Genomic DNA, 25,338 nt, shown 5'->3' with positions numbered 1-25,338 from the left:
ACTTCAGTATATCAATAAATAAGGGTATTCATTGAAAATTTAAAGAGGGAAGGGCATAAATTTTTTGTTTTCAGTGTTATCTGACTAAGAAACCGACATGTTATTCATTTTTTTTTAGTATGTTGCACAATTATTTTGTTGTTTTGGTTAAAAGATAATCGGTGGGTTAATATTAAATTAAATACTCGTCAGAAGAAATGCACAATGGATTACAAGATAGCGTGTATAAAAAAGCCGGGGCGACCCGGCAAACAAACATCACTGCATATCATTATTTATTCGTTGATGAACCAGTCATCCGCGCTTTCCCAGGTTTCCTGTAGGATCTCGCTGATGCGTTCTTTGTCCTCTTTGGTCGCGCCAATAACCGACAGATTGTTTGCGCCGGCATAACGGACGGTAACGTTACCTTCGTTATCCGGAAAATGGTGCTGAATACGGCGGGAGAGTTCACCTGCCAGTGCGTCAATTGCACCGGCAGGTAAAGGTGAAGTTTTGGCAATAGTGACTTCAATACGCATAGTAGCCCCCTGTGGAATATACTGTTTATTTATACAGTTATTCGCATCGGTTGGCTACACTTTTTTTAGCTTTTTTACTGACCAGCATATCGTTTCGCCACCCAGGAAAGGCACCAGCGTATCGTCTTCCAACGCTATGCTCTCAGGAACAAGGTGCTCCATGCGTTCCAGCTCAATAAAGCTCTCATTTACCGGCAAACCATAGAACTGTGGGCCGTTGAGTGAGCAGAAGGCTTCGAAATGGTCCAGCGCATTCATCTCTTCAAACACGGTGGCATAGCTGCTTAGTGCGGTCGGTGCATTAAAGCATCCCGCACAGCCACAGCTTGACTCTTTGCGATGACGTGCGTGCGGCGCTGAGTCGGTACCGAGGAAGGCGCGCGTAAACCCGCTGGCAACCAGTTCACGCAGCGCCTGTTGGTGGACGTTACGTTTGAGGATCGGCAGGCAGTACAGGTGAGGACGAATCCCGCCAACCAGCATGTGGTTGCGGTTAAACATCAGGTGCTGTGGCGTAATAGTCGCTGCCAGAAGCTCGTTACCGTCGCGCACGTATTCGGCAGCATCTTTGGTAGTGATATGCTCGAACACTACTTTCAGCGAGGTCAAACGCTGGCGCAGTGGTTCCATCACCGTTTCAATAAAGCGCGCTTCGCGATCGAAAATATCGATATCTGCATGCGTCACTTCGCCGTGCACCAGCAGCGGCATACCCAATTTTTCCATCCTCTCCAGCACCGGCATGATGGCGTCAATAGAGGTTACGCCATGCGTCGAGTTGGTGGTGGCATTGGCCGGATAGAGTTTTGCTGCGGTGAATACGCCTTCGTTAAATCCACGTTCCAGCTCGTTGGGATCCAGCGTATCCGTTAAGTAGCAGGTCATTAATGGTGTGAAGTCGTGTCCGGCAGGTACCGCGTCAAGAATGCGCTGGCGATAAGCGATAGCCGCGTCAACCGTGGTGACGGGCGGTGCCAGGTTCGGCATGACAATGGCGCGACCATAAATTTCACTGGTGTAGGGCACGACAGTTTTTAACATGTCGCCATCGCGAAAGTGAAGATGCCAGTCGTCTGGGCGGCGGATCTTTAAAACCTGGGATGGTGCAGTCATCAATATGCTCCGGCTGAGGATAGTCTTTTTTGCCGGAAACAAAGGATAAGCGGAAACGTTTTCGTTTGCACGAAAAAAAAGGGCGCATCGGCGCCCTCAGTTTTATTAGTCGGTGAACGGGATGATGATTTCCCCCGGTTTCACCTCAATTCCCTTCGCCAGTTTTTTCGCCAGAGCTTCACCCTGACTACTGTCATCCTGCAGAATGTAGGCTGGCTGCTGGTTGAAATAGTTACGCAGCGACTGGTTTAAATAAGGCATCAGCGTTTGCAGTACCGACTGCATTTTTTCTGGTGTAACGGTCGCATCCACGACTTCCATCTCTTGCAGATAAATTGCGCCTTTCTCTTTGTTGAATACCGGTAAGGCTTTTAACTTCAGCTTCATGGTCGCTTTTTGACTGCCAAACAGGGAATTCATGTCCAGGTTGGCGTCACCGGTCAGCGTCACTTTATTGGGTTCTTCACGGCCAATCTGACTGGCGAGATTATTTAGTACGATGTGTGCTTCAGCAACGCCGGGCAAGCCGATATCTTTAGAAAAGTTATTATGCTTTGCCAGGGCCTGATTAATTTCTTGCTCGCTAACCGTGTATTGCGTGAGTTGATTACAACCAACCAACAGGCCGCTGACAATCAGTGCAGCGGCAAAAAAAAACTTTTTCATGGGGTTCCTCAACATGATGCATGTGGCGTAATCGTGACACAAAGCATCATCGAGTACCAGCGCCCCGGACGCCAGCAGAAAAAACTGAAAAGCGCCCGGAAGCAGGTTCGGCTATCAGGCGTCTGGCTCCAGCATGCCTCGCGTTGGGCGTTTGAGACTGAATTGCCAGCCCAGCGCCAGGAAGGTGATGAGGCCGATAATACCGAGCATCATCCAGGGCAGCTCAGGCTGTGCCAGGGCCTTGCCCATGTCAAACAGCCAGCCGCCGCCGATATATCCAATTGCGCCCCCGATGGCGAGCCCCAGTCGGCTGAAGCCCATATAGCTTCCTCTGGCCCGAGCGTTCGCCAGTGAGGCGCTCAGGGTTTCACGCGCGGGTTCGGCGATGATCGAGCCAATATAGAACGTGCAGATTAGGGTGAATAACTGCTGCAAATTCCCGACCAGACCGATCGGCATCATGCTCAGAGACATCACCAGCAGACCGGCCATCAGGCGATGCTCAAGGCGAAAACGTTTTTCACTCCAGCGGGCAATTGGATAGAGCAGCGTCAATGAGAGGCACGCCTCGATGGCATACATCCATTTCACGGCGGCCGGTGAACCTGCGATGTCGTTCACCATGATTGGCAGCATCAGCATCACCTGTACCGCCAGCATGTAATAGCCTGCCAGCGTCAGCACATAGGTGACAAAGCGCTTGTCATGCATCACGTGGCTCATCCCTTCGCGCACTGGAATTTTCACCGTCGACAGCTTCCATGCCGGGAGCAGCCAGGCGTTAAACGCCGCGCACAGAACGAACAAAATTGCGCCGGTGGCACAGACCAGACGGAAATCGTATTGCAATAACCAACTGCCAAGCAACGCGCCAACCACGGCCCCGGCGCTATCCTGCATCATCAGAATAGAGAAAAAGCGCCCGCGCTTTTCCGGGCGGATCAGTTTAACCACCAGCGCCGAGCGGGGTGGGTCGAATAGTGTACCGCCCAGTCCGGAGAGAAAGCAGGAAAACCACAGCAGCCACGGCTCATGGGCAATGCCCATGGTGGCGAACCCGGCAGCGCGCATCAGCATGCCGGTGACTATCATCGGTTTTGCACCAAAACGGTCCGCAATAGCGCCGCCGAAAATACCCAACCCCTGCTGGATAAATTGACGTAATCCTAGTGCAATACCGACCATCACGGCGGCCCAGCCCATTTGGTCGACGAAACGAATTGAGATCAGCGGGAAAACGACGAAGAAACCCAGCACGACCAGCATATTATCGATGAGAAGGAAGTATTTACCCAGGTTCCTTGCCTGCGAGACTTGCGACATTTCCCCTCCAGGGAAAAACTCGTCACTCTGGATAGAGTTTAAAAGATAAGCACCTCCTATTCTGCGGTGTCGTCATCGCTTTTCCCACCCTTCGCGGGACAATATTTTTTTATCAAAAGTCCGTCTTGATAGAGAGTTTTCATCAAAATGTGTGAATAATTCAAAAAATGGCATTTTGCTCTTTTCACAGGGTGTATTCGCACAGGTATAGTAATGCGAATAGCGTATTGAAGACGTTACAGGAAGGAGTAGGTATAGAATGTTTGGCTATCGCAGTAACGTGCCAAAAGTGCGCTTAACCACCGACCGCCTGGTCGTGCGTTTAGTGCATGAGCGTGATGCCTGGCGTCTGGCAGATTATTACGCAGAAAATCGTCATTTCTTAAAACCCTGGGAACCTATTCGCGATGAAAGTCACTGCTATCCGTCCGGCTGGCAGGCGCGTCTGAGCATGATCTCTGAGTTTCATAAACAGGGCACCGCCTATTATTTTGCGCTGCTCGATCCGGACGAAAAAGAAATTATCGGCGTTGCGAACTTCTCAAACGTGGTGCGGGGATCCTTCCATGCCTGTTATCTCGGCTACTCCATTGCGCAGAAGTGGCAGGGGCAGGGGCTAATGTATGAAGCCTTAACCTCGGCCATCCGTTATATGCAGCGCACGCAACATATTCATCGCATTATGGCTAACTACATGCCACATAATAAGCGCAGCGGTGACCTGCTGGCGCGACTGGGTTTTGAAAAAGAAGGGTATGCCAAAGACTACCTGCTGATTGACGGGCAGTGGCGCGATCACGTGCTGACGGCGTTGACCACATCAGAATGGACCCCCGGCCGCTAAGTTTCAGATGCAGCCATGATTAATGGAGAAGACGATGAAATACGAATTAACCGCCACCGAAGCACGAGTGATTGGCTGTTTATTAGAAAAACAAGTGACCACGCCGGAACAGTACCCACTCTCCGTAAATGGAGTCGTAACAGCCTGCAATCAAAAAACGAATCGTGAACCGGTGATGAACCTGTCGGAATCGGACGTGCAGGAGCAACTGGATAACCTGGTTAAGCGACATTTTCTGCGCACGGTGAGCGGCTTTGGCAATCGCGTCACGAAATATGAGCAGCGTTTCTGCAACTCTGAATTTGGCAATCTGAAACTTAGTGCCGCAGAGGTGGCCATAATCACCACACTGCTGCTGCGGGGCGCTCAGACGCCTGGTGAACTGCGTAGCCGCGCATCCCGTATGTACGAATTCAGCGACATGGCCGAAGTGGAGTCGACGCTGGAAAATCTGGCGAACCGGGAAGATGGGCCTTATGTGATCCGCCTGGCGCGTGAGCCGGGCAAACGTGAAAGTCGCTATATGCACCTGTTTTGTGGTGAGGTTGATGAAGCCATTGCTGCGGCAGATGAACTCCCTGCGGCCTCCGGCGATCTGCATGCGCGCGTGGAAGCGCTGGAAACGGAAGTCGCAGAACTTAAGCAGCGACTCGATTCCTTGCTGGCGCACCTGGGAGACTAACGTGAATAAATTACGTATCGGCGTAGCCGGTCTGGGCGGTATTGCACAAAAGGCCTGGCTACCCGTGCTGGGCACCTCCGCGGACTGGACGCTGCAAGGCGCCTTTTCACCTTCGCGCGATAAAGCACAGCGTATCTGTGACACCTGGCGAATACCCTACGTGGATTCATTGAAGAATCTGGCGCAAACCTGCGACGCGGTTTTCGTCCATTCCAGTACCGCGACGCACTATGCGGTAGTTAGTGAATTGCTGAATGCCGGAGTCCACGTGTGCGTGGATAAACCGCTGGCGGAAAATCTGCACGAGGCTGAGCAACTGGTCGAGCTGGCCGCGCGGAAAAAACTCACGCTGATGGTCGGGTTTAACCGTCGATTTGCACCGCTGTACCAGGATCTCAAAACCCAGTTGGGCAGTGCAGCGTCTGTACGTATGGATAAGCACCGTACGGATAGCGTTGGGCCGCACGATCTGCGCTTCACTCTGCTGGACGACTATCTGCACGTGGTCGATACCGCTTTGTGGCTGGCGGGAGGGCAGGCGCAGTTAAATAACGGCACGCTGCTGACCAATGAATCTGGTGCGATGCTCTACGCCGAGCACCATTTTTCTGTTGGGCAAATGCAGATAACGACCAGTATGCATCGCCGTGCCGGTAGTCAGCGCGAGAGCGTGCAGGCGGTGACGGACGGCGGCCTGATTGACGTAACTGATATGCGGGAATGGCGGGAAGAGCGTGGGCAAGGTGTTATTCATAAGCCGATAGCGGGCTGGCAAACGACCTTAGAACAGCGTGGTTTTGCCGGATGTGCGCGTCATTTCATTGAGTGCGTGCAAAATCAGACGGTTCCCCAGACGGCAGGCGAGCAGGCGCTACTGGCCCAGCGTGTTGTTGAAAAGCTGTGGCGGGAGGCGATGGCTGAATAATCCCCTGTAACATCTGGCGGTAGTAATTCATTGTAATCCAGGTACTATATGCCCACTCAAAATAACACCTCTTTTCAACCATAGGCTGGTTTGTCGGCCTGATAAGGTGCCAGGGTGTCGCCATCAGGCACAGCAAAAGTGTCGGATGGCGGCGAGAATGCCTTATCCGACCTACGGGCAGGTTTGTCGGGGTTTTGCCTCAGAGTCTGGAATACAACATAGATGAATTTATTAAAGTCGCTGGCAGCCGTCAGCTCGATGACGATGTTTTCACGTGTGCTGGGTTTTGCGCGTGATGCGATTGTCGCCAGAATCTTTGGTGCAGGGATGGCGACAGATGCCTTTTTTGTGGCATTCAAACTTCCTAACCTGTTGCGCCGAATTTTTGCCGAAGGCGCATTTTCGCAGGCATTTGTGCCGATTCTTGCTGAGTACAAAAGCAAGCAGGGGGAAGATGCTACCCGCGTGTTTGTTGCCTACGTTTCCGGACTGTTGACGCTGGCGCTGGCCGTGGTGACGGTAGCCGGGATGTTGGCTGCGCCATGGGTGATATTAGTTACCGCGCCGGGATTTGCCGACACAGCGGATAAATTTGCGCTGACCACTCAACTGCTGCGGATCACTTTTCCCTATATTCTACTGATTTCACTGGCCTCACTGGTTGGTGCGATCCTTAATACCTGGAACCGCTTTTCCATTCCTGCATTTGCCCCGACCTTTCTGAATATCAGCATGATCGGCTTCGCGCTATTTGCGGCACCCTATTTTAACCCGCCGGTGCTGGCGCTGGCGTGGGCCGTTACGGTTGGCGGCGTGCTACAGCTGATTTATCAGCTTCCGCACTTGAAGAAAATTGGCATGCTGGTGCTGCCGCGCGTGAACTTCCGTGATGCAGGGGCGATGCGTGTCGTCAAGCAAATGGGGCCAGCGATCCTTGGGGTATCGGTCAGTCAGATTTCACTGATCATCAATACGATTTTCGCCTCGTTTCTGGCCTCTGGCTCAGTTTCATGGATGTATTATGCTGACCGTCTGATGGAGTTTCCGTCCGGTGTTCTGGGCGTGGCGCTGGGGACTATCCTGCTGCCATCGCTGTCCAAAAGCTTTTCCAGCGGTAATCATGATGAATATTGTCGCCTGATGGACTGGGGCCTGCGCTTGTGTTTCCTGTTGGCATTACCGAGTGCCGTAGCGTTGGGTATTCTGGCCAAACCGCTGACGGTGTCTCTGTTCCAGTACGGTAAATTTACCGCCTTTGATGCCGCGATGACCCAGCGTGCGCTGGTGGCGTACTCGGTAGGTTTGATTGGCTTGATCGTGGTGAAAGTGTTGGCTCCGGGCTTTTACTCGCGCCAGGATATTAAAACGCCAGTGAAGATTGCCATTGTGACGCTGATTATGACCCAGGTGATGAACCTGGCGTTTATCGGGCCGTTAAAGCATGCCGGATTGTCGCTGTCGATTGGTCTGGCGGCATGTCTGAACGCTTCACTGCTGTACTGGCAACTGCGGAAACAGAAAATCTTTACCCCACAACCGGGCTGGAGCTGGTTCCTGGCGCGTCTGGTGATTTCCGTGCTGGTGATGTCTGCGGTGCTGGTTGGGATGCTCTACATCATGCCGGATTGGTCGCAGGGAGCGATGTTGTGGCGTCTGCTGCGTCTGATGGCGGTCGTGGTGGCAGGTATTGCCGCTTACTTCGCAGCACTCGCCGTACTGGGCTTTAAAGTAAAAGAGTTTGTGCGCCGGACGGCGTAATGGATCAATGCCGGATGGCGGCATAACGCCGTATCCGGCCTACTAAAGGCGTAGGCCTGATAAGCAAAACGTTATCAGGCTGACATCAAATAGAGAATTTTTTCCCGCCGCGGTGCGCAGCAGAGGTTTGACCGTTTGCGCCATACAACGCCGGTTCCTGGTGCGGTTTCAGCACTTGTATTGCTTGTTGATTACGCTCGATCTGCCCTTCCAGCAGCCAACCATTGTGCTGGTTGAGATCGCGTAAGTGCTGTGTCTTCTTGGTGATTGTCTGCCAGCGCTCGGCAATCTCATCATTGGCGCTACGCGTGGCGTCATGCTCCAGACGGCGCTGCTGCTCAAGATAATCAAGGGTTGCCAGCAAGGAGCTTTTTTCTTCTGTAATACGCTGTAGCTGGCTGCCGTTGATATGCCCTGCGGAAAGCTGCTGCTGTTCAGCATCCATTACCGTTTTCAGGTCATTGAGGACAGTCGTCATCTGGTCAAGTATTTCTGACAAACGAGTCATACTTTATTTACTCTGTAGGTAGCTCTGCGCCTCGCGAATCAGCGAGTCGGCAATTTTTCCGGTATCCATTTTCAATTCACCGTTACGGATTGCGGTTTTCAGTGCTTCCACGCGTTCCATATTGATGTCATTGGTGCCAGGCTGCATCAGTTTGGCCTGGGCGTCGCTCAGCATGACGCTGGTGCTGGTGGTCGCGGTGGTTTTTTCCTTCCGCGCTTTTTGTACCGGCGCATCGCTGGTTTCACGCGGCTGAACGGTGCTAACTGGCTTCAATGGTGAGGTACGATCAATGCTCATTTTATTTTTCCTCATCGAGGGGTTACGCTATAGCGGCCCGCTGTAATCATTGGTTGTTTATCTATCGGCACACGCTAAAAAATCTTTAACCTATTATAGGTTAATAAGAATATTCCCATCAGAATCGACGACGCCGCTCACCACCTGGCCTGAAATCATCCGCACTCGCGCGCTCTGTGCGACTGCGGCGTTGTTCAGCGCTTTACCTTCGGCATTGACCCGAAAGCCATCTCCGTTGGCAATAACCAGTACGCGCTGACCGGCCTTGATCCGCCATGCCTGGCGCAACATCGAAAGCTGTATCGGTTGGCCCGGCACCAGATCGCGCAGGCTCACTGCATCCTGCACCTGACTCATATCCAGCACCGCGCGCGGCGGTAGTTGGTCCAGTCGACCACGTTTCAGCGTTACGCTGGCCGGGGTCAGGGTGCTACCTCGCGCTACGGACGCAGCGGCAACAACGTAGTTTCCCGTCGCCTGCACGTTCACCTGCAGATAACGTTTCTCGTTGGCACATCGGGCCAGCACATTCACATTACCCCACAGTTTCGCGCTACCTGACACGCTTAATGCCGGTTGTTCGCAGTTGGGCAATAAGTTTGGTGACGTTCGGATAGTGACCACCACCTCATCGCTAAATCCGGCCAGGCGCTGGGAAAACCATGCCGTTAGCTGCGAATTCAGATCTTGCGCCAGCGTCATAGGGCTGAACAGCAGTGCTGCCACGACTATTCCACGTTTAAACGTTTGCATCAAAACCTCGCGCTTTTTCAGGTAGTGGCAGGATTTTACCTGTGTGACGCAGTCATCAACGCAACAAATAGCGACGCATTTTGCGTTTATTCCGGCGATAACGCGCGCGTAATGGGATTTAAGCTGTCGGCTGAATTTTGTCATTTGCGGAGGAGATATGCTCGATAAGCTCGACGCCGCCTTACGTTTTCAACAGGAAGCGCTGAATTTGCGCGCCCAACGCCAGGAAATATTGGCGGCCAACATTGCCAATGCCGACACGCCGGGGTACCAGGCGCGCGATCTGGATTTCGCCAGTGAATTAAAAAAAGTCATGGTGCGAGGACGGGAAGAAACCGGCGGCGTTTCATTGACGCTGACCTCTGCACAACACATTCCGGCCCAGACCGTTTCTGCGCCGTCTACGGAGCTGCTCTACCGTATTCCTGACCAGCCATCTCTTGATGGCAACACGGTAGATATGGACCGGGAGCGCACGCAATTTGCAGACAACAGCCTCAAATATCAAATGGGGCTGACGGCGCTGGGTGGACAAATCAAAGGCATGATGAACGTGCTGCAAGGAGGGAACTAATTCGTGGCGCTGTTAAATATTTTTGATATCGCAGGTTCTGCGCTGACGGCTCAGTCTAAACGCCTGAACGTCGCGGCCAGCAACATGGCGAATGCGGATAGCGTCAGCGGACCCGACGGTCAGCCGTATCGCGCGAAACAGGTTGTTTTTCGGGTAGATGCTGCGCCAGGTGCGGCAACCGGTGGCGTAAAAGTTGCTGACGTCATTGAAAGTCAGGCGCCGGATAAGCTGGTTTATGAACCCGGTAATCCGCTGGCCGATGCGAATGGCTACGTAAAAATGCCGAATGTGGACGTTGTTGGCGAGATGGTCAACACCATGTCTGCCTCACGTAGCTATCAGGCAAACGTCGAAGTGCTCAACACCGTGAAAAGCTTGATGCTTAAAACGTTGACGCTAGGCCAGTAAAGGAGGCGCACATGTCTATTGCTGTAAAAATGAATGACCCGAGCACGACGGGGGTTAATGCCGCCACGGGGAATAGCTCACTGACGGGCAGCAACGCTGCTGACCTGCAAAGCAGCTTTCTTACGCTGCTGGTTGCACAGCTGAAAAACCAGGATCCAACCAACCCGCTGCAAAACAACGAACTGACTACCCAGTTGGCGCAAATCAGTACCGTGAGCGGGATTGAGAAGCTGAACACTACGCTGGGATCGATCTCCGGGCAGATCGACAACAGTCAGTCACTGCAGGCCAGTACGCTGATTGGCCACGGTGTCATGATCCCGGGTACCACCATCCTGACCGGTAAAGGGACAGAAGAAGGTGCCAAAACCACGACAACACCATTTGGCGTTGAGCTGCAGCAACCGGCAGATAAGGTTACCGCAACCATTACCGATAAAGACGGCAAAGTGGTACGCACCATTGATATTGGTGGATTGAAAGCGGGCGTTCATACCTTTACCTGGGACGGCACCATGACCGATGGCACGGATGCACCAAGCGGTTCTTACAACGTGTCAATTGCTGCCAGTAATGGCGGAACGCAACTGGTGGCGCAGCCGCTTCAGTTTGCGCTGGTGCAGGGCGTTATTCGCAGTAACGGCGGTAATACGCTGGATCTGGGCACCTATGGAACCACCACCCTCGACGAAGTACGGCAGATAATTTAAGCCTTCACACTTATCAGGAGTAAGTCATGGCCTTTTCTCAAGCGGTCAGCGGTCTGAACGCTGCAGCGACCAACCTCGATGTCATTGGTAACAACATCGCCAACTCCGCTACCTACGGTTTTAAATCTGGCACGGCATCTTTTGCCGATATGTTTGCCGGTTCGAAAGTCGGTTTGGGCGTTAAAGTTGCGGGTATTACTCAGGACTTTACCGACGGTACTACCACCAACACCGGACGTGGTCTGGATGTTGCTATCAGCCAGAACGGTTTTTTCCGTATGGTAGACAGTAACGGTTCTGTTTTCTACAGCCGTAACGGTCAGTTCAAACTCGATGAAAACCGCAATATCGTTAACATGCAGGGGCTGCAGCTGACGGGCTATCCGGCTACCGGTACACCGCCAACAGTTCAGCAGGGTGCGAATCCGGCACCGATCACTATCCCGAATACGCTGATGGCGGCTAAATCCACCACCACTGCGTCAATGCAGGTCAACCTGAACTCCACTGACAAAGTGCCAACCAAGACCCCGTTTAACCCAAGCGATGCCGATTCCTACAATAAAAAAGGCAGCGTTACCGTTTTCGATAGCCAGGGTAACGCCCATGACATGAATATTTTTTATGTCAAAACAGGCCCTAACAAATGGGATGTCTACACCCAGGACGCCAGCGTTACGGGTTCAGTTGCCAGCAAGAATGCGGTGATGAACTTTAGTGCTAACGGTACGCTGACTTCTGTGAATAATTATGTTGCAGGGACGGTGCCAGTCGATCCAGCAGATCCGGATGGACCAAAAATCCCCGTTGAAGGTCCAGCTAATGCCCAACCGCAAATTCAGATCTCCACCGGTACGATCAATGGCGCAGTTCCTGCGAACTTCTCTCTGAGTTTCCTGAACTCCATGCAGCAGAACACCGGTGCCAACAACATCGTCGCCACAAATCAGAACGGCTACAAGCCGGGCGATCTGGTGAGCTACCAGATTAACAATGACGGTACGGTGGTCGGTAACTACTCCAACGAACAGCAACAGGTTCTGGGGCAGATCGTGCTGGCAAACTTTGCCAACAACGAAGGTCTGGCGTCTCAGGGCGACAACGTCTGGGCGGCCACACAGGCTTCCGGCGTGGCGCTGCTGGGTACCGCAGGCGAAGGTAACTTCGGCAAACTGACCAACGGTGCGCTGGAAGCGTCAAACGTGGATTTGAGTAAAGAACTGGTGAATATGATCGTTGCTCAGCGTAACTATCAGTCGAACGCGCAGACCATCAAAACCCAGGATCAGATCCTCAACACGCTGGTCAACCTGCGCTAAGCGCCTGACGGGATAGCTTAATGGATCACGCAATTTATACCGCTATGGGCGCGGCCAGTCAGACGCTGAATCAACAGGCGGTGACGGCCAGCAACCTGGCAAACGCTTCCACGCCAGGGTTTCGTGCACAGCTCAATGCGCTGCGCGCGGTTCCTGTAGAAGGATTGTCTTTACCGACGCGTACGCTGGTGGTGGCCTCCACGCCGGGGGCCGACATGACGCCCGGTCAGATGGACTATACCTCCCGCCCGCTGGATGTGGCGCTGCAACAGGATGGCTGGTTAGCTGTGCAGACCGCAGACGGTAGCGAAGGGTATACCCGTAACGGCGCTATTCAGGTAAGCCCTACGGGTGAACTGACTATTCAGGGGCATCCGGTAATTGGCGAAGCTGGACCGATAGCCGTACCGGAAGGTTCAGAAGTCACCATTGCGGCGGACGGGACAATTTCAGCACTTAACCCTGGCGATCCGGCTAATACGGTCGCGCCAGTAGGGCGGCTGAAGCTGGTGAAGGCAACAGGGCTTGAAGTGCAACGTGGTGATGACGGTATGTTCCGCCTGACCCAGGCCGCACAGGCTACCCGTGGTGCGACGTTACAGGCTGACCCCAGCATTCGCGTGATGTCGGGCGTGCTGGAAGGCAGTAACGTTAAACCGGTTGCTGCGATGAGTGACATGATCGCCAACGCCCGCCGCTTTGAAATGCAGATGAAAATTATCAGTAGCGTGGATGATAACGCGGGCCGCGCCAACCAACTGCTGTCGATGAGTTAATACAGGACATTTTATGATCAGTTCATTATGGATCGCCAAAACCGGCCTGGATGCGCAGCAAACCAACATGGATGTGATTGCCAACAACCTGGCAAACGTCAGCACCAACGGATTTAAGCGCCAACGTGCCGTATTTGAAGATCTGTTGTACCAGACGATTCGTCAGCCTGGTGCACAGTCTTCTGAGCAGACCACACTGCCGTCTGGTTTGCAGATTGGTACCGGCGTACGTCCGGTTGCGACCGAGCGTTTACACAGCCAGGGTAACCTGTCGCAGACCAACAACAGTAAAGATGTGGCGATTAAAGGCCAGGGCTTTTTCCAGGTCATGTTGCCCGATGGTACGTCCGCTTATACCCGCGACGGTTCTTTCCAGGTGGATCAGAACGGTCAGTTGGTGACGGCGGGTGGTTTTCAGGTTCAGCCTGCCATCACTATTCCGGCTAACTCGCTCAGTATCACCATTGGACGCGACGGTATTGTCAGCGTGACCCAACAGGGGCAGGCGGCGCCTGTTCAGGTCGGGCAGCTTAACCTGACAACCTTCATGAACGATACCGGTCTGGAAAGCATTGGTGAGAATCTGTACACCGAAACGCAGTCATCCGGTGCGCCGAATGAGAGCACGCCAGGGCTGAACGGCGCGGGTCTGCTGTATCAGGGCTATGTTGAAACCTCTAACGTCAACGTGGCGGAAGAGCTGGTAAACATGATCCAGGTTCAGCGCGCTTACGAAATCAACAGTAAAGCGGTATCGACCACCGATCAGATGCTGCAAAAACTGACGCAACTCTAAAGTGGAGCCCGGTGGGGTGAAAATCTCACCGGCACACTGATTTTGAAGATGACCGCAATGCGAAAATACGCGCTTCACCCATACCCAATTTTAGCCCTGCTGGTGGTTTCACTAACAGGATGTGCCTGGATCCCGGCCACGCCGCTCGTGCAGGGCGCAACGTCTGCCCAGCCCGTTCCAGGTCCAACGCCGGTGGCGAATGGCTCAATCTTCCAGTCGGCACAACCGATTAACTATGGTTATCAGCCACTCTTTGAAGACCGTCGTCCACGCAATATTGGCGATACGCTGACCATCGTATTGCAGGAAAACGTCAGCGCGAGCAAAAGCTCTTCGGCGAACGCCAGCCGCGACGGCAAGACAAACTTTGGCTTTGATACCGTACCGCGCTATCTGGAAGGATTGTTCGGTAACGAACGTGCCGACGTAGAAGCCTCCGGCGGTAACTCCTTTAACGGTAAAGGCGGCGCGAACGCCAGAAATACCTTCAGTGGTACGCTGACCGTAACGGTCGATCAGGTACTGGTGAATGGCAACTTACATGTCGTGGGTGAAAAACAGATCGCTATAAATCAGGGCACTGAATTCATCCGCTTCTCCGGGGTTGTAAACCCGCGCACCATCAGTGGCAGCAACTCCGTACCGTCAACCCAGGTTGCGGACGCGCGTATTGAGTACGTCGGTAACGGCTACATCAATGAAGCGCAGAATATGGGCTGGTTGCAGCGTTTCTTCCTTAACTTGTCGCCGATGTAAGCGAGGTACCCAGTGTTTAAATCTTTTGTTGGAATGGTACTGGTGCTGATAACCACCTTTGCGCATGCTGACCGTATTCGTGACCTGACCAGCGTTCAGGGCGTGCGGGAAAACTCGTTGATAGGTTATGGGCTGGTAGTCGGTCTGGATGGTACGGGTGACCAGACCACACAGACGCCGTTTACGACGCAAACGCTCAATAACATGCTTTCGCAGTTGGGGATAACCGTGCCAACTGGCACCAATATGCAGCTGAAAAACGTGGCGGCGGTGATGGTTACCGCGTCATTTCCTGCATTCGGTCGTCAGGGACAAACCATCGACGTAGTGGTCTCCTCTATGGGGAATGCCAAAAGCCTGCGCGGCGGTACGCTGCTGATGACCCCGTTAAAAGGGGTCGATAGTCAGGTATATGCGCTGGCTCAGGGGAATATTTTGGTGGGTGGTGCGGGCGCGGCTGCAGGTGGTAGTAGCGTACAGGTTAACCAGCTCAATGGTGGACGCATTACCAACGGTGCGATTATCGAACGTGAATTACCCAGCCAGTTCGGCGGTGGTAACACCATTAATCTGCAGCTCAATAATGAAGATTTCACGATGGCGCAGCAGATTACCGACACCATCAACCGCTCGCGTGGCTTTGGTAGCGCAACAGCGTTGGATGCCCGAACCATTCAGGTGCGTGTGCCAAGCGGCAACAGCTCGCAGGTGCGTTTCCTCGCTGATATCCAGAATATTGAGGTGAACGTCACGCCGCAGGATGCGAAAGTGATTATCAACTCGCGCACCGGATCTGTCGTCATGAACCGCGAAGTGACGCTGGATAGCTGTGCCGTGGCACAAGGCAACTTGTCGATCACGGTGAACCGCCAGGCGAACGTCAGCCAACCGGACACACCGTTTGGCGGTGGACAAACCGTGGTGACGCCACAAACCCAGATTGACCTGCGCCAAAGCGGTGGTTCACTGCAAAGCGTGCGTTCCAGCGCCAACCTGAACAATGTGGTGCGTGCGCTGAATGCGCTGGGGGCAACGCCGATGGATCTGATGTCCATTCTGCAATCGATGCAGAGCGCGGGTTGCTTACGCGCCAAACTGGAAATCATCTAATGATTGGTGACAGCAAACTGCTGACCAGCGCTGCCTGGGATGCGCAATCACTGAACGAACTTAAAGCGAAAGCGGGTCAGGACCCGGCGGCGAATATCCGTCCGGTCGCCCGTCAGGTTGAAGGGATGTTCGTGCAGATGATGCTGAAAAGCATGCGTGAAGCGCTGCCGAAAGATGGCGTCTTTAGCAGCGATTCAACGCGCTTGTATACCAGTATGTATGACCAACAAATTGCGCAGCAAATGACCGCAGGCAAAGGTCTGGGGCTGGCTGAAATGATGGTCAAGCAGATGACTGAAGGGCAAGCGCAACCTGCGGATGACGCGCCGCAGGTGCCGATGAAGTTTTCACTGGAAACGGTGACCAGCTATCAAAATCAGGCACTGACGCAACTGGTCCGCAAAGCCATCCCTCGGGCGACAGAAAGCAATGATGAGCCACTGTCAGGTGACAGCAAAGATTTCCTCGCCCAGCTATCGCTGCCGGCTAAGCTGGCCAGCCAGCAAAGCGGGGTCCCGCATCATCTTATTCTGGCACAGGCGGCGCTGGAATCCGGATGGGGGCAGCGACAAATTCGCCGTGAGAACGGTGAGCCGAGCTTTAACATTTTTGGCGTGAAGGCTTCGGGAAGCTGGAAAGGTCCAACCACTGAAATCACCACAACTGAATATGAGAACGGTGAGGCGAAAAAGGTGAAAGCCAGATTCCGCGTCTATAGCTCTTACCTTGAGGCGTTGTCGGATTATGTCGGTCTGATATCACGTAACCCGCGCTATGCGGCAGTGACCGCTGCCGCGACCGCCGAGCAAGGGGCGCAGGCATTGCAAAATGCGGGTTACGCCACGGACCCTAACTATGCGCGAAAATTAACCAGCATGATCCAGCAGTTGAAATCGATGAGTGAAAAAGTGAGCAAAACCTACAGCACGAACATCGATAATCTCTTTTAAATAGCTCAAGTCTACCGACCTGCTGCCGATAATAACGAGTATTGAAGGATTACAAGGAACCTCCATGTCCAGCTTGATTAATAACGCGATGAGTGGACTCAGCGCAGCGCAGGCCGCGTTGAATACTGCCAGTAACAACATCTCCAGCTATAACGTTGCCGGATATACCCGACAGACGACAATTATGGCGCAAGCGAACAGCACGCTGGGTGCGGGGGGCTGGGTAGGCAATGGTGTCTATGTTTCTGGTGTACAACGTGAATATGACTCCTTTATCACTAACCAGTTGCGAGCAGCGCAGAACCAGAGCAGCGGTCTGACGACACGATATGAGCAAATGTCAAAAATCGACAATCTGCTCTCCAGCAAAACCAGTTCTATTTCGACCTCCATGCAGGACTTTTTTACCAGCCTGCAAACGCTGGTCAGCAACGCCGAAGATCCGGCGGCACGCCAGGCGCTAATCGGTAAAGCTGATGGGTTGGTAAATCAGTTTAAAACGACCGACCAGTATCTTCGCGATCAGGATAAGCAGGTCAATACCGCGATTAAAGCCAGCGTTGATCAGATCAACAACTATTCGAAACAAATTGCCAGCCTCAACGACCAGATTTCTCGTATGACAGGCGTCGGCGCAGGTGCGTCTCCTAACGACCTGCTTGACCAGCGCGATCAACTGGTCAGTGAATTGAATCAGATTGTCGGTGTTGAAGTCAGCGTTCAGGATGGTGGCACTTACAACCTGACCATGGCGAACGGTTATTCGCTGGTACAGGGTAGCAATGCACGCCAACTGGCGGCAGTGCCTTCCAGCGATGATCCTAATCGTACAACTGTGGCCTACGTTGATGGCGTTGCCGGAGCTGTTGAAATTCCGGAGAAACTGCTGAATACCGGTTCACTGGGCGGACTGCTCACCTTCCGTTCTCAGGAGCTGGATCAGACGCGTAATACCCTCGGTCAACTGGCGCTTGCATTTGCCGATGCGTTTAACACCCAGCATAAAGAAGGTTTTGATGCCAACGGCGATCAGGGTAAGGATTTCTTTGCTATCGGCAGCCCGGAAGTCTTCAACAACGCGAAAAATACGGGTACAGGATCGTTAAGCGCTAAGATCACTGACAGCTCCGCCGTGCAGGCGACAGATTATAAAATCGTTTTTGATGGGAAGGACTGGCAGGTTACTCGCCTGGCGGATAATACCAGTTTCAAAGCCACCGTTACCGGTGGAAAAATGTCCTTTGACGGGATGGAAATCACCGTTAATGCTGGCGCGAAAGCTAATGACAGTTTTACTGTAAAACCCGTGAGTAACGCTATCGTTGATATGAAAGTTATGGTGACCGATGAGTCGAAAATCGCCATGGCTCAAGTGTCTAAAAATGATACGGACCCCACCATCGATAAAGGCAAGAGCGACAACCGTAACGGTCAGAAACTGTTAGATCTGCAAACCAAAGCGACTGTCGGCAATAAGACCTTCAACGATGCATATGCCACGCTGGTAAGCGATGTTGGGAACAAAACCGCTACGCTGAAAACCAGCGCCACCACCCAGAACAACGTGGTGACACAGCTTTACCGGCAGCAACAGTCTATTTCCGGCGTTAACCTCGACGAAGAGTACGGTAATTTACAGCGTTTTCAGCAGTATTACCTGGCTAACGCTCAAGTGCTGCAGACCGCGAATGCGTTGTTTGATGCACTGATTAATATCCGCTAAGGGAGAGGGACACAATGCGTATCAGCACCCAGATGATGTACCAGCAGAATATGCGTGGCATCACTAACTCTCAGGCTGAATGGATGAAGTTTGGTGAGCAGATGTCAACGGGCAAACGCGTGATCAACCCATCAGACGATCCGATTGCCGCCTCGCAGGCCGTGGTACTTTCTCAGGCTCAGGCGCAGAACAGCCAATATACGCTGGCACGCTCATTCGCGACGCAAAAGGTGTCGCTGGAAGAGAATGTTCTGAGCCAGGTGACGACGGCAATTCAGGCTGCACAGGAAAAAATCGTTTATGCCGGGAACGGAACGTTAAGTGATGACGACCGTGCATCGCTGGCCACCGACCTACAGGGGATCCGCGATCAGCTGATGAACCTGGCAAACAGTACCGACGGTAATGGTCGCTATATTTTCGGTGGATATAAAACAGAATCCGCACCGTTTGCCCAGGCAGATGGCGCTTACAGCGGCGGTACAACAAACGTTACCCAACAGGTCGATGCCTCCCGAACCATGGTGATTGGTCATACTGGCGATAAAGTATTCGCCAACCTGACCAGCAACGCTGTACCGGAACCTGGTGGCGGCACTCAGGAAAAGAACCTGTTTAAAATGCTGGATACCGCTATTGATGCGCTCAAAACCCCTATTGCGGGTGATGACGTTGCAAAAGCTACCGCCGCTGCTGCCATTGATAAAACCAACCGTGGTTTAAAGAATTCACTCAATAATGTTTTGAGCGTCCGTGCAGAATTAGGTACGCAGCTGAGTGAACTAAGCTCGCTGGATTCACTGGGCGCCGATCGTGCATTAGGCCAAACTCAGCAGATGAGTAATCTGGTGGATGTTGACTGGAACGCCGCGATCTCGTCTTATGTCATGCAGCAGGCTGCGCTACAGGCATCCTATAAAGCGTTCACCGATATGCAGGGAATGTCGTTGTTCCAGCTCAATCGTTAACGCCTCGTTTTGAAACATATCTTGAAACTGGGTATGTTTGTCTGCCCGCTCCTTTAACACCCCGGAGCGGGCATTTTTTTAGGCAACCGACGTCTTACTAAGCGACGGGTTCCCCGTCAGTCTTATGACCAACGCAATTGCACTGCTGAAGGTAGCCAACACAACGACACCTTCCCAATTTGCCAGGGCGTAGACCTGACTTCCGAGAACTGAACCCAGCGCCATACCGATAAACACCATCGTAAACAGCAGAGCGTTCAGTCGTCCTCGTGCCAGAGGCTCCAGGCTATAGACCAGATTCTGGTGGGCAACCAGGCTGGATTGCAATCCGAGATCAAAACCTACAGCCGAAAGGGCGATGAGCAGCCACTGCCCCTGAACGGGCAGGGCGGGTAACAAAAACATCAGTGCGAAAGATACCGTTACCAGCAAAGCACCCAATTGCGTCACTTTTGCCGCACCCACTTTATCGGCAAGATGGCCCGCCATCGGTGCGGCAAGCGCTCCGGCTGCTCCCGCGATACCAAAAGCACCCGCTATAGCGCTACCCATGTGGTAATGCTCAGATAACATCACCGCCAGCGTAGACCAGAAGGCGCTAAAAGCAATGGACAGAAAGCCTTGTGCCAGTGCTGCGCGGCGCAAGGTGGAATATCGTTGCCAAAGTTGCGCCATTGAGAGCATTAATGATGGATAGCTCAACGTGGAATGGACCGTAAAGCGAGGCAGTACTTTCCACATAATCGCGGTAATTACGGCAATGCTGACGGCAGCGAGTTGGTACATCTCGCGCCAGCCAAACGCTTCGCCCACCAGTCCACTGACGGTACGTGAGAGTAAAATCCCCAACAGAAGGCCCGTCATCACGGTGCCCACCGTTTTTCCCTGCTTGCCTTCGGGCGCCAGTATTGCCGCCGCAGGCACAATATCTTGTGCCATGGTTGCCGCCATTCCCATCAGCAGGCTCACCAGTAATAGCGAATGCAACTGACCGGTAAAGCTACAGGCCAGCAGCAGCGCGGCAAGAGAGATGCTTTTCAGCAGGATTAATGTCCGGCGGTCATAACGATCGCCTAATGGCAATAAAAACAATATACCTAACGCATATCCCGCCTGGGTCAGCGTCGGGACCAGCCCCATACCGGTGAGACTTAAGGCCAGATCCTGACCCATTAAAGGCAGAAGAGGCTGGGCGTAGTAGATAGCGGCCACGCTGAATCCGGCGCCCATTGCCAGAACAAAAATGACCCAACGGGAAAGTGCGGTATGTGTGTTCACAAATGATTCCTCAATCACAGGATGTGCGGTTATTTTTAACCTTCAGCGAGTGGCGCGGTAGCGAGCGCAGTGGTAAAACAGTTATACGTCAGACGTATGATGAAACTGAAAATGATAAAAAATGAGCGTATAGACAGGGTGGAGCTGATGCGTACGTTTGTACGTATTGTCGAAGCAGGATCGCTTTCGGCAGCGGCAAAACAGATAGGGACGACGCAGGCGACCGTTAGCAGACGGCTGCAATCGCTGGAAACGCTGCTGGGTGTGAAACTGCTTATGCGTACCACGCATGCGATGAAATTGACCGACGATGGTGAAAGAGGCTATCAGCATGCTAAGAAGATTATTGATGCCTGGCTGGCGCTGGAAGATGGACTTAATGTCACAGAAGATGAACCGGTGGGGACGTTGCGAGTCCGCGCACCGCATGCGTTCGGGCAACAACAACTACTTGAGCCGCTTTTGCAGTTTCTTTCGCGCTATCCCCAGTTGGCAGTCGAGTGGATGCTCAACGATAAAACCGTTGATTTTCTGAGCGATAATATTGACTGCGCGATCAGGGTTGGTGCTGAGGTGGATCCGGCCACGGTTTCCGTTTTACTGGCTGAAGTTCCCCGTAGTATGGTAGCGAGTCCAGGACTGCTGGAGCAATATAGCGAGCTTTCTCATCCTGAGCAGTTATCAGCGCTGCCCTGGATTGCCGTGAACACGTTTTTTCAGCATAGCGTTTCGTTGTTGCACCAATTGCGTAATGAGCCAGTCACGTTGAATATTTCACCCAGGTTAAGTACCGACAGTATTTATGTCGCCAGAAATGCCGCGCTGGCGGGGTTGGGAGTGACTATTATTTCAAGCTGGATGGTGGCGGAGGATATTGCCAATGGACGTCTGGTTGCGTTGCTAGCTGAGTGGCATGCGGCGCCGTTGCCTGTACATTTGGTTTATCCATGGGCGCGTTACTATCCGACCCGCTTACGCAAGTTTCTGGCCCTAATGAAGGATGTTATGCCGCAGCTGACGGGGATGAAAGGCGTAGATCAGATATAAAAAAAGCCGACCCGAAGGCCGGCTTTGATATTGATTATGGCTTACTCAACAGGCTGTGGACGTGTTGCTGGCGCAGTCGCTTGATGCGTTGCGCTGTGTCCACCTGCGGCACCTTTGCCTTCAAAGGCGAATGCCGGACGCTGCCAGTCGCTATGACGCGGCGCTTCTGGCACATATTCCGGTGCAGGAGCGCGGGTCATTGGCGCGGTTGCATGGCTGTGCAGGTGTTCAGCATCAGCGCTTGCTGCGACAACTTCAGCCTTAACGACTTCAGTTTCGACGACAGGCGCGGCAACAACGTCTCTCGGCGCTGCAACCTCTTCAACAACTGGCGCTGTTTCCACAACTTCAGCAATCTCTTCAACCACTTCTGGCTGGGGAATAACAACCTCTGCAGGCTCTTCAGCAACCGGTGCAGTCACAACGTCAGCCACAGGTTCGGCTTCAGCGGCGATTTCTTCTGCTACGGGCGCATCAGATGCAGCGATAATTTGCGGTTGTTCCTCGACAGGGGTCGCAATCACTTCCGGATGCGTGGTTTCAACCTGTGTGGTTTCAACAACGGCGGCCTGAGGCTCAGCTACGACAACCTCTGGTCGCACGGCTTCAACCGGCGCAGGGGCATCCACAATGTGTTCAACGGCAGCGGCAGCAACCTGAGGCTCTACGGCGACAGGTGCAGCTTGCTGCTGGACCATTTCCTGTTCGCGCTGTTCTTCAACCAGCTGATCCTGAGGACGTGCAACAGGGTAGCAGATCCAAACTTTACCGGACGCTAATTCTGGAGATGCGCAGGCGACCGTTAACGGCATCGGCGACTGAACCGGATAACGCTCGTCACGGTAACGACGACGACGCTGTCCACTGACGCGCAGATGGCGAGGAGAGCGGCGAGAACGACGCGGCATACCGTTGGCGTCACGAGCTTCGCTGTTGTCTTCCTGCTCAGTCGCAACGACGGCTGGCAGATCAACTTTCGCCAGTTCGGTGCGCTGTGCTGGTACCGGCTGTTCTGTTGGTTGAGCAACAGCAGTTTCAGCGATTGCAGCAACAGTAGCCACTTCGGCTTCAACCGCCGGGCTGTCTGTGAAACGAACTTTCTGAGTCAACTGACGCTGTTTGCGGCGGGTTTGAGGCTGACGTACGCGCTCTTCCTGCTCGGTATCCTGCACAGGTTGTTCAGCCTGGTTCAGCTCTTTAACTTCCTGCTGAGCCTGACGCTTGTCATCGTTACGACGGCGGTTGCGTTCGCGACGCGGCGCCTGCTGTTCATCACCGGATTTCGCTTTGTCTGCAACATCAGTGGTTTGCTGGCGGTTATCGCGAGCTTCCGCATTTTGCTGCTGGGACTGACGACGGTTACGGCGGTTATCTTCACGGTTTTCGCCGTTTTCTGAACGTTCGCTACGGTTGTCACGGTCACCGCGATTATCACGACGATCGTTACGGTCGCGACGATTGTTCTGACGCGGTTTACGACGATCCTGCTGGCGTTCGGTTTTCTCTTCAGCTTTCGGCGCAGGTTGTTCAACCGGTTTCACTTCTTCGCTACCACCGAAGATGGACTTCAGGGCGCCAAAGAAACGGCTAATCAAACCGGGCTGTGCGGCAACGGCTGCGGTTGCTGCTGCAGCTTTAGGTGCGGCGGCTTTCGCGGCAGGTTCCTGCAGAGCAGGGGCTGGCGGAACGTCTGGCATGGCGAAGGTGGCCAGTGCCGGTTGCTCAGGCTGTTTACGCTCGACGTACTCTTCTTCCGTCGGCAATGCCATTGCCTCTTCATGCAGTTTCGGCAGCAGATAGCTCAGGGTCGGTGTTTCTTCCCCTTTACGTACGCGCAGCACAGAATAGTGCGGGGTTTCCATCTGATCGTTTGGCACGATCACACAGCGCACGCCATTCTGACGCGTTTCGATAGCATTAACCGCGGTACGTTTTTCGTTGAGCAGGTAAGAGGCGATCGGCACAGGAACAATAGCGTGAACTTCTTGCGTATTTTCTTTCAGTGCTTCTTCTTCGATCAGACGCAGAATAGACAGCGACAGTGATTCGTTATCACGTACGGTACCGGTGCCGGAACAACGCGGGCACACGTGATGGCTGGATTCACCCAGAGACGGGCTCAGACGCTGACGAGACATCTCCAGCAGACCGAAGCGAGAAATATGACTGATCTGAATACGCGCTCTGTCCTGGCGTACGGCCTCGCGCAGACGGTTTTCAACCGCGCGCTGGTGGCGAACCGGCGTCATATCAATGAAGTCGATTACAATCAGACCGCCGAGGTCGCGCAGACGCAGCTGACGGGCAATTTCATCGGCTGCTTCAAGGTTAGTGTTGAACGCTGTTTCTTCGATGTCGCCGCCGCGAGTTGCGCGTGCGGAGTTGATATCGATAGCGGTCAGTGCCTCTGTGCTGTCAATAACGATTGAGCCGCCGGACGGCAGACGTACTTCGCGCTGGAACGCGGATTCAATCTGAGACTCGATCTGATAGTGGCTGAACAGCGGGATTTCACCGGTGTACAGTTTGATTTTGCTGCTGAAATCCGGACGACCCAGTGCGGCGATGTGCTGACGCGCCATCTCCATCACTTTCGGGTTATCGATAAGGATTTCGCCGATGTCCTGACGTAAGTAGTCACGGAAAGCGCGAACGATAACGTTGCTTTCCTGGTGGATCAGGAATGGAGCAGGGCGGCTGTCAGCGGCTTTTTGAATCGCTTCCCAGTGCTTCAGGCGGAAGCTCAGGTCCCACTGCAGTGCTTCGGCGGATTTGCCGACCCCTGCGGTACGCACGATAAGCCCCATGCCATCAGGCAGTTCCAGGCTTGCCAGCGCTTCTTTTAATTCGGTACGGTCGTCGCCTTCAATGCGACGGGAGATACCGCCCGCGCGTGGGTTGTTCGGCATCAGAACCAGATAACTACCCGCCAGGCTGATAAAGGTAGTCAGCGCAGCGCCTTTATTGCCGCGTTCTTCTTTATCGATCTGAACGATGACTTCCTGACCTTCGCGCAACACGTCTTTAATGTTGGGACGACCATGGGAGTTGTAGTTAGCGGGGAAGTATTCGCGGGCAATTTCTTTTAACGGGAGGAAACCGTGACGTTCAGCGCCGTAATCAACAAAAGCAGCTTCCAGACTCGGTTCAATACGGGTAATTTTGCCTTTATAGATGTTGGCTTTTTTCTGTTCGTGTCCAGGACTTTCGATATCCAGATCGTACAGACGTTGCCCATCTACAAGGGCGACACGCAACTCTTCCTGCTGAGTTGCGTTAATTAACATTCTTTTCATCGTAACTTACTCATTATTCTTACATTGACGACTAAGCTGCGGGCAGAGTAATGCCTTTCCGGGTGTGAACCGATGGCCTCGTGTCTATTCGCGTCGCCAACCTCACGGTTATCGTCAGCTCAAAGAGGCGCAGAGTGTCGGTTGCCTGCATTTCATACGGAAACACAGCGCAATTATCAGGGGAACAGTCTGGGTGTTACTCTCCAGAAAAGCTTCCATATTACCGGTAAGGACTGC

Annotated in this window: 25 protein-coding genes; 16 read left to right on the top strand and 9 right to left on the bottom strand. The window is 53.3% G+C overall.

Annotated features, from left to right (window positions below):
• Positions 1-275: 275 nt before the first annotated feature.
• From dinI to mdtH, 4 genes are all read right to left on the bottom strand, one after another.
• Positions 276-521: a DNA damage-inducible protein I gene (dinI, locus tag IB222_RS14285; protein ID WP_003036157.1), complete on the bottom strand. Its 246-nt coding sequence runs from the start codon at positions 519-521 to the stop codon at positions 276-278.
• A gap of 54 nt (positions 522-575) precedes the next feature.
• Entirely contained in the window at positions 576-1,634 is a 1,059-nt protein-coding gene (pyrC, locus tag IB222_RS14280) for a dihydroorotase (protein WP_149385034.1), read from the bottom strand.
• Positions 1,635-1,739: 105 nt separating this feature from the next.
• The gene (locus tag IB222_RS14275; protein ID WP_020996498.1) at positions 1,740-2,300 is read right to left on the bottom strand and encodes a lipoprotein; all 561 of its coding nucleotides are present in this window, start codon (positions 2,298-2,300) and stop codon (positions 1,740-1,742) included.
• Positions 2,301-2,414: 114 nt separating this feature from the next.
• Entirely contained in the window at positions 2,415-3,623 is a 1,209-nt protein-coding gene (gene mdtH, locus IB222_RS14270; RefSeq protein ID WP_003832142.1) for a multidrug efflux MFS transporter MdtH, read from the bottom strand.
• Positions 3,624-3,882: 259 nt separating this feature from the next.
• On the opposite strand from mdtH, the gene rimJ reads away from it, so the two are divergent.
• The 4 genes from rimJ (at position 3,883) to murJ (ending at position 7,832) form a co-directional block, all read left to right on the top strand.
• On the top strand, positions 3,883-4,467 hold the full coding sequence (rimJ, locus tag IB222_RS14265; protein ID WP_003832145.1) for a ribosomal protein S5-alanine N-acetyltransferase: 585 nt from the start codon (positions 3,883-3,885) through the stop codon (positions 4,465-4,467).
• A gap of 34 nt (positions 4,468-4,501) precedes the next feature.
• Positions 4,502-5,149, top strand: a complete 648-nt coding sequence (locus IB222_RS14260; protein WP_126318503.1) for a YceH family protein — start codon at positions 4,502-4,504, stop codon at positions 5,147-5,149.
• Position 5,150: 1 nt separating this feature from the next.
• Positions 5,151-6,074, top strand: a complete 924-nt coding sequence (locus IB222_RS14255) for a Gfo/Idh/MocA family oxidoreductase (protein ID WP_126318501.1) — start codon at positions 5,151-5,153, stop codon at positions 6,072-6,074.
• A 222-nt stretch (positions 6,075-6,296) separates the two neighbouring features.
• A complete protein-coding gene (gene murJ / locus IB222_RS14250; protein ID WP_149385033.1) occupies positions 6,297-7,832 on the top strand; it encodes a murein biosynthesis integral membrane protein MurJ in 1,536 nt (511 codons plus the stop codon).
• A gap of 85 nt (positions 7,833-7,917) precedes the next feature.
• Here the strand turns inward: murJ and flgN are convergent, their stop codons facing one another.
• From flgN to flgA, 3 genes are all read right to left on the bottom strand, one after another.
• A complete protein-coding gene (flgN, locus tag IB222_RS14245) occupies positions 7,918-8,340 on the bottom strand; it encodes a flagella biosynthesis chaperone FlgN (protein ID WP_003036178.1) in 423 nt (140 codons plus the stop codon).
• A gap of 3 nt (positions 8,341-8,343) precedes the next feature.
• Entirely contained in the window at positions 8,344-8,637 is a 294-nt protein-coding gene (gene flgM / locus IB222_RS14240; RefSeq protein ID WP_003832153.1) for a flagellar biosynthesis anti-sigma factor FlgM, read from the bottom strand.
• Positions 8,638-8,730: 93 nt separating this feature from the next.
• A complete protein-coding gene (gene flgA, locus IB222_RS14235; protein WP_126318499.1) occupies positions 8,731-9,390 on the bottom strand; it encodes a flagellar basal body P-ring formation chaperone FlgA in 660 nt (219 codons plus the stop codon).
• A gap of 157 nt (positions 9,391-9,547) precedes the next feature.
• On the opposite strand from flgA, the gene flgB reads away from it, so the two are divergent.
• The 11 genes from flgB to flgL all read left to right on the top strand — a co-directional run bounded on the left by flgB (position 9,548) and on the right by flgL (position 19,480).
• Positions 9,548-9,964 carry a flagellar basal body rod protein FlgB gene (flgB, locus tag IB222_RS14230; protein WP_003036189.1) on the top strand — a complete coding sequence of 139 codons (417 nt, stop codon included), beginning with the start codon at positions 9,548-9,550 and terminating at the stop codon, positions 9,962-9,964.
• Between the two features lie 3 nt (positions 9,965-9,967).
• On the top strand, positions 9,968-10,372 hold the full coding sequence (flgC, locus tag IB222_RS14225; RefSeq protein ID WP_149385032.1) for a flagellar basal body rod protein FlgC: 405 nt from the start codon (positions 9,968-9,970) through the stop codon (positions 10,370-10,372).
• An 11-nt stretch (positions 10,373-10,383) separates the two neighbouring features.
• Positions 10,384-11,082 carry a flagellar hook assembly protein FlgD gene (gene flgD / locus IB222_RS14220; RefSeq protein ID WP_003832158.1) on the top strand — a complete coding sequence of 233 codons (699 nt, stop codon included), beginning with the start codon at positions 10,384-10,386 and terminating at the stop codon, positions 11,080-11,082.
• Positions 11,083-11,108: 26 nt separating this feature from the next.
• Positions 11,109-12,401, top strand: coding sequence for a flagellar hook protein FlgE (gene flgE, locus IB222_RS14215; protein WP_148362126.1), 1,293 nt, complete (start codon positions 11,109-11,111; stop codon positions 12,399-12,401).
• A gap of 20 nt (positions 12,402-12,421) precedes the next feature.
• The gene (locus IB222_RS14210) at positions 12,422-13,177 is read left to right on the top strand and encodes a flagellar basal body rod protein FlgF (RefSeq protein WP_003832161.1); all 756 of its coding nucleotides are present in this window, start codon (positions 12,422-12,424) and stop codon (positions 13,175-13,177) included.
• Positions 13,178-13,190: 13 nt separating this feature from the next.
• Positions 13,191-13,973, top strand: a complete 783-nt coding sequence (gene flgG / locus IB222_RS14205; RefSeq protein ID WP_003036202.1) for a flagellar basal-body rod protein FlgG — start codon at positions 13,191-13,193, stop codon at positions 13,971-13,973.
• 57 nt (positions 13,974-14,030) lie between these two features.
• A complete protein-coding gene (locus IB222_RS14200; protein ID WP_032934415.1) occupies positions 14,031-14,729 on the top strand; it encodes a flagellar basal body L-ring protein FlgH in 699 nt (232 codons plus the stop codon).
• A 33-nt stretch (positions 14,730-14,762) separates the two neighbouring features.
• On the top strand, positions 14,763-15,839 hold the full coding sequence (locus tag IB222_RS14195) for a flagellar basal body P-ring protein FlgI (protein ID WP_032934416.1): 1,077 nt from the start codon (positions 14,763-14,765) through the stop codon (positions 15,837-15,839).
• A complete protein-coding gene (gene flgJ, locus IB222_RS14190; protein ID WP_016152632.1) occupies positions 15,839-16,789 on the top strand; it encodes a flagellar assembly peptidoglycan hydrolase FlgJ in 951 nt (316 codons plus the stop codon). The genes IB222_RS14195 and flgJ overlap by 1 nt, the downstream gene beginning before the upstream one ends.
• A gap of 64 nt (positions 16,790-16,853) precedes the next feature.
• The gene (gene flgK / locus IB222_RS14185; RefSeq protein WP_003832167.1) at positions 16,854-18,512 is read left to right on the top strand and encodes a flagellar hook-associated protein FlgK; all 1,659 of its coding nucleotides are present in this window, start codon (positions 16,854-16,856) and stop codon (positions 18,510-18,512) included.
• 14 nt (positions 18,513-18,526) lie between these two features.
• Positions 18,527-19,480 carry a flagellar hook-associated protein FlgL gene (flgL, locus tag IB222_RS14180; protein ID WP_032942958.1) on the top strand — a complete coding sequence of 318 codons (954 nt, stop codon included), beginning with the start codon at positions 18,527-18,529 and terminating at the stop codon, positions 19,478-19,480.
• Between the two features lie 78 nt (positions 19,481-19,558).
• Here the strand turns inward: flgL and IB222_RS14175 are convergent, their stop codons facing one another.
• Entirely contained in the window at positions 19,559-20,758 is a 1,200-nt protein-coding gene (locus IB222_RS14175) for an MFS transporter (protein ID WP_100272646.1), read from the bottom strand.
• A 96-nt stretch (positions 20,759-20,854) separates the two neighbouring features.
• On the opposite strand from IB222_RS14175, the gene IB222_RS14170 reads away from it, so the two are divergent.
• A complete protein-coding gene (locus IB222_RS14170; RefSeq protein WP_223240901.1) occupies positions 20,855-21,805 on the top strand; it encodes a LysR family transcriptional regulator in 951 nt (316 codons plus the stop codon).
• A gap of 41 nt (positions 21,806-21,846) precedes the next feature.
• On the opposite strand, the gene rne is transcribed toward IB222_RS14170, so the two are convergent.
• Positions 21,847-25,101 (bottom strand): ribonuclease E, encoded by a 3,255-nt coding sequence (rne, locus tag IB222_RS14165; RefSeq protein WP_149385031.1) that lies wholly within the window; start codon positions 25,099-25,101, stop codon positions 21,847-21,849.
• Between the last annotated feature and the right edge of the window lie 237 nt (positions 25,102-25,338).

Origin of the sequence: Citrobacter sp. C13, from assembly GCF_014596815.2 — a bacterium.
In the GTDB taxonomy this organism is placed as follows: Bacteria; Pseudomonadota; Gammaproteobacteria; order Enterobacterales; family Enterobacteriaceae; genus Citrobacter; species Citrobacter portucalensis.
Note: the sequence above shows the minus strand (reverse complement) of the source record. Positions and strands in the feature narration are given on the sequence as shown.

Excerpts from the sequence above, each read along its gene's own strand:
- flgE (WP_148362126.1), top strand. The coding sequence starts at position 11,109 with ATGGCCTTTTCTCAAGCGGTCAGCGGTCTGAACGCTGCAGCGACCAAC.
- IB222_RS14200 (WP_032934415.1), top strand. The coding sequence starts at position 14,031 with ATGCGAAAATACGCGCTTCACCCATACCCAATTTTAGCCCTGCTGGTG.
- flgD (WP_003832158.1), top strand. The coding sequence starts at position 10,384 with ATGTCTATTGCTGTAAAAATGAATGACCCGAGCACGACGGGGGTTAAT.
- pyrC (WP_149385034.1), bottom strand. The coding sequence starts at position 1,634 with ATGACTGCACCATCCCAGGTTTTAAAGATCCGCCGCCCAGACGACTGG.
- murJ (WP_149385033.1), top strand. The coding sequence starts at position 6,297 with ATGAATTTATTAAAGTCGCTGGCAGCCGTCAGCTCGATGACGATGTTT.
- IB222_RS14210 (WP_003832161.1), top strand. The coding sequence starts at position 12,422 with ATGGATCACGCAATTTATACCGCTATGGGCGCGGCCAGTCAGACGCTG.
- flgN (WP_003036178.1), bottom strand. The coding sequence starts at position 8,340 with ATGACTCGTTTGTCAGAAATACTTGACCAGATGACGACTGTCCTCAAT.
- flgJ (WP_016152632.1), top strand. The coding sequence starts at position 15,839 with ATGATTGGTGACAGCAAACTGCTGACCAGCGCTGCCTGGGATGCGCAA.
- dinI (WP_003036157.1), bottom strand. The coding sequence starts at position 521 with ATGCGTATTGAAGTCACTATTGCCAAAACTTCACCTTTACCTGCCGGT.
- rimJ (WP_003832145.1), top strand. The coding sequence starts at position 3,883 with ATGTTTGGCTATCGCAGTAACGTGCCAAAAGTGCGCTTAACCACCGAC.
- IB222_RS14195 (WP_032934416.1), top strand. The coding sequence starts at position 14,763 with ATGGTACTGGTGCTGATAACCACCTTTGCGCATGCTGACCGTATTCGT.
- mdtH (WP_003832142.1), bottom strand. The coding sequence starts at position 3,623 with ATGTCGCAAGTCTCGCAGGCAAGGAACCTGGGTAAATACTTCCTTCTC.
- IB222_RS14275 (WP_020996498.1), bottom strand. The coding sequence starts at position 2,300 with ATGAAAAAGTTTTTTTTTGCCGCTGCACTGATTGTCAGCGGCCTGTTG.
- flgM (WP_003832153.1), bottom strand. The coding sequence starts at position 8,637 with ATGAGCATTGATCGTACCTCACCATTGAAGCCAGTTAGCACCGTTCAG.
- rne (WP_149385031.1), bottom strand. The coding sequence starts at position 25,101 with ATGAAAAGAATGTTAATTAACGCAACTCAGCAGGAAGAGTTGCGTGTC.
- flgG (WP_003036202.1), top strand. The coding sequence starts at position 13,191 with ATGATCAGTTCATTATGGATCGCCAAAACCGGCCTGGATGCGCAGCAA.
- flgB (WP_003036189.1), top strand. The coding sequence starts at position 9,548 with ATGCTCGATAAGCTCGACGCCGCCTTACGTTTTCAACAGGAAGCGCTG.
- flgK (WP_003832167.1), top strand. The coding sequence starts at position 16,854 with ATGTCCAGCTTGATTAATAACGCGATGAGTGGACTCAGCGCAGCGCAG.
- flgA (WP_126318499.1), bottom strand. The coding sequence starts at position 9,390 with ATGCAAACGTTTAAACGTGGAATAGTCGTGGCAGCACTGCTGTTCAGC.
- IB222_RS14260 (WP_126318503.1), top strand. The coding sequence starts at position 4,502 with ATGAAATACGAATTAACCGCCACCGAAGCACGAGTGATTGGCTGTTTA.
- IB222_RS14170 (WP_223240901.1), top strand. The coding sequence starts at position 20,855 with ATGATGAAACTGAAAATGATAAAAAATGAGCGTATAGACAGGGTGGAG.
- flgL (WP_032942958.1), top strand. The coding sequence starts at position 18,527 with ATGCGTATCAGCACCCAGATGATGTACCAGCAGAATATGCGTGGCATC.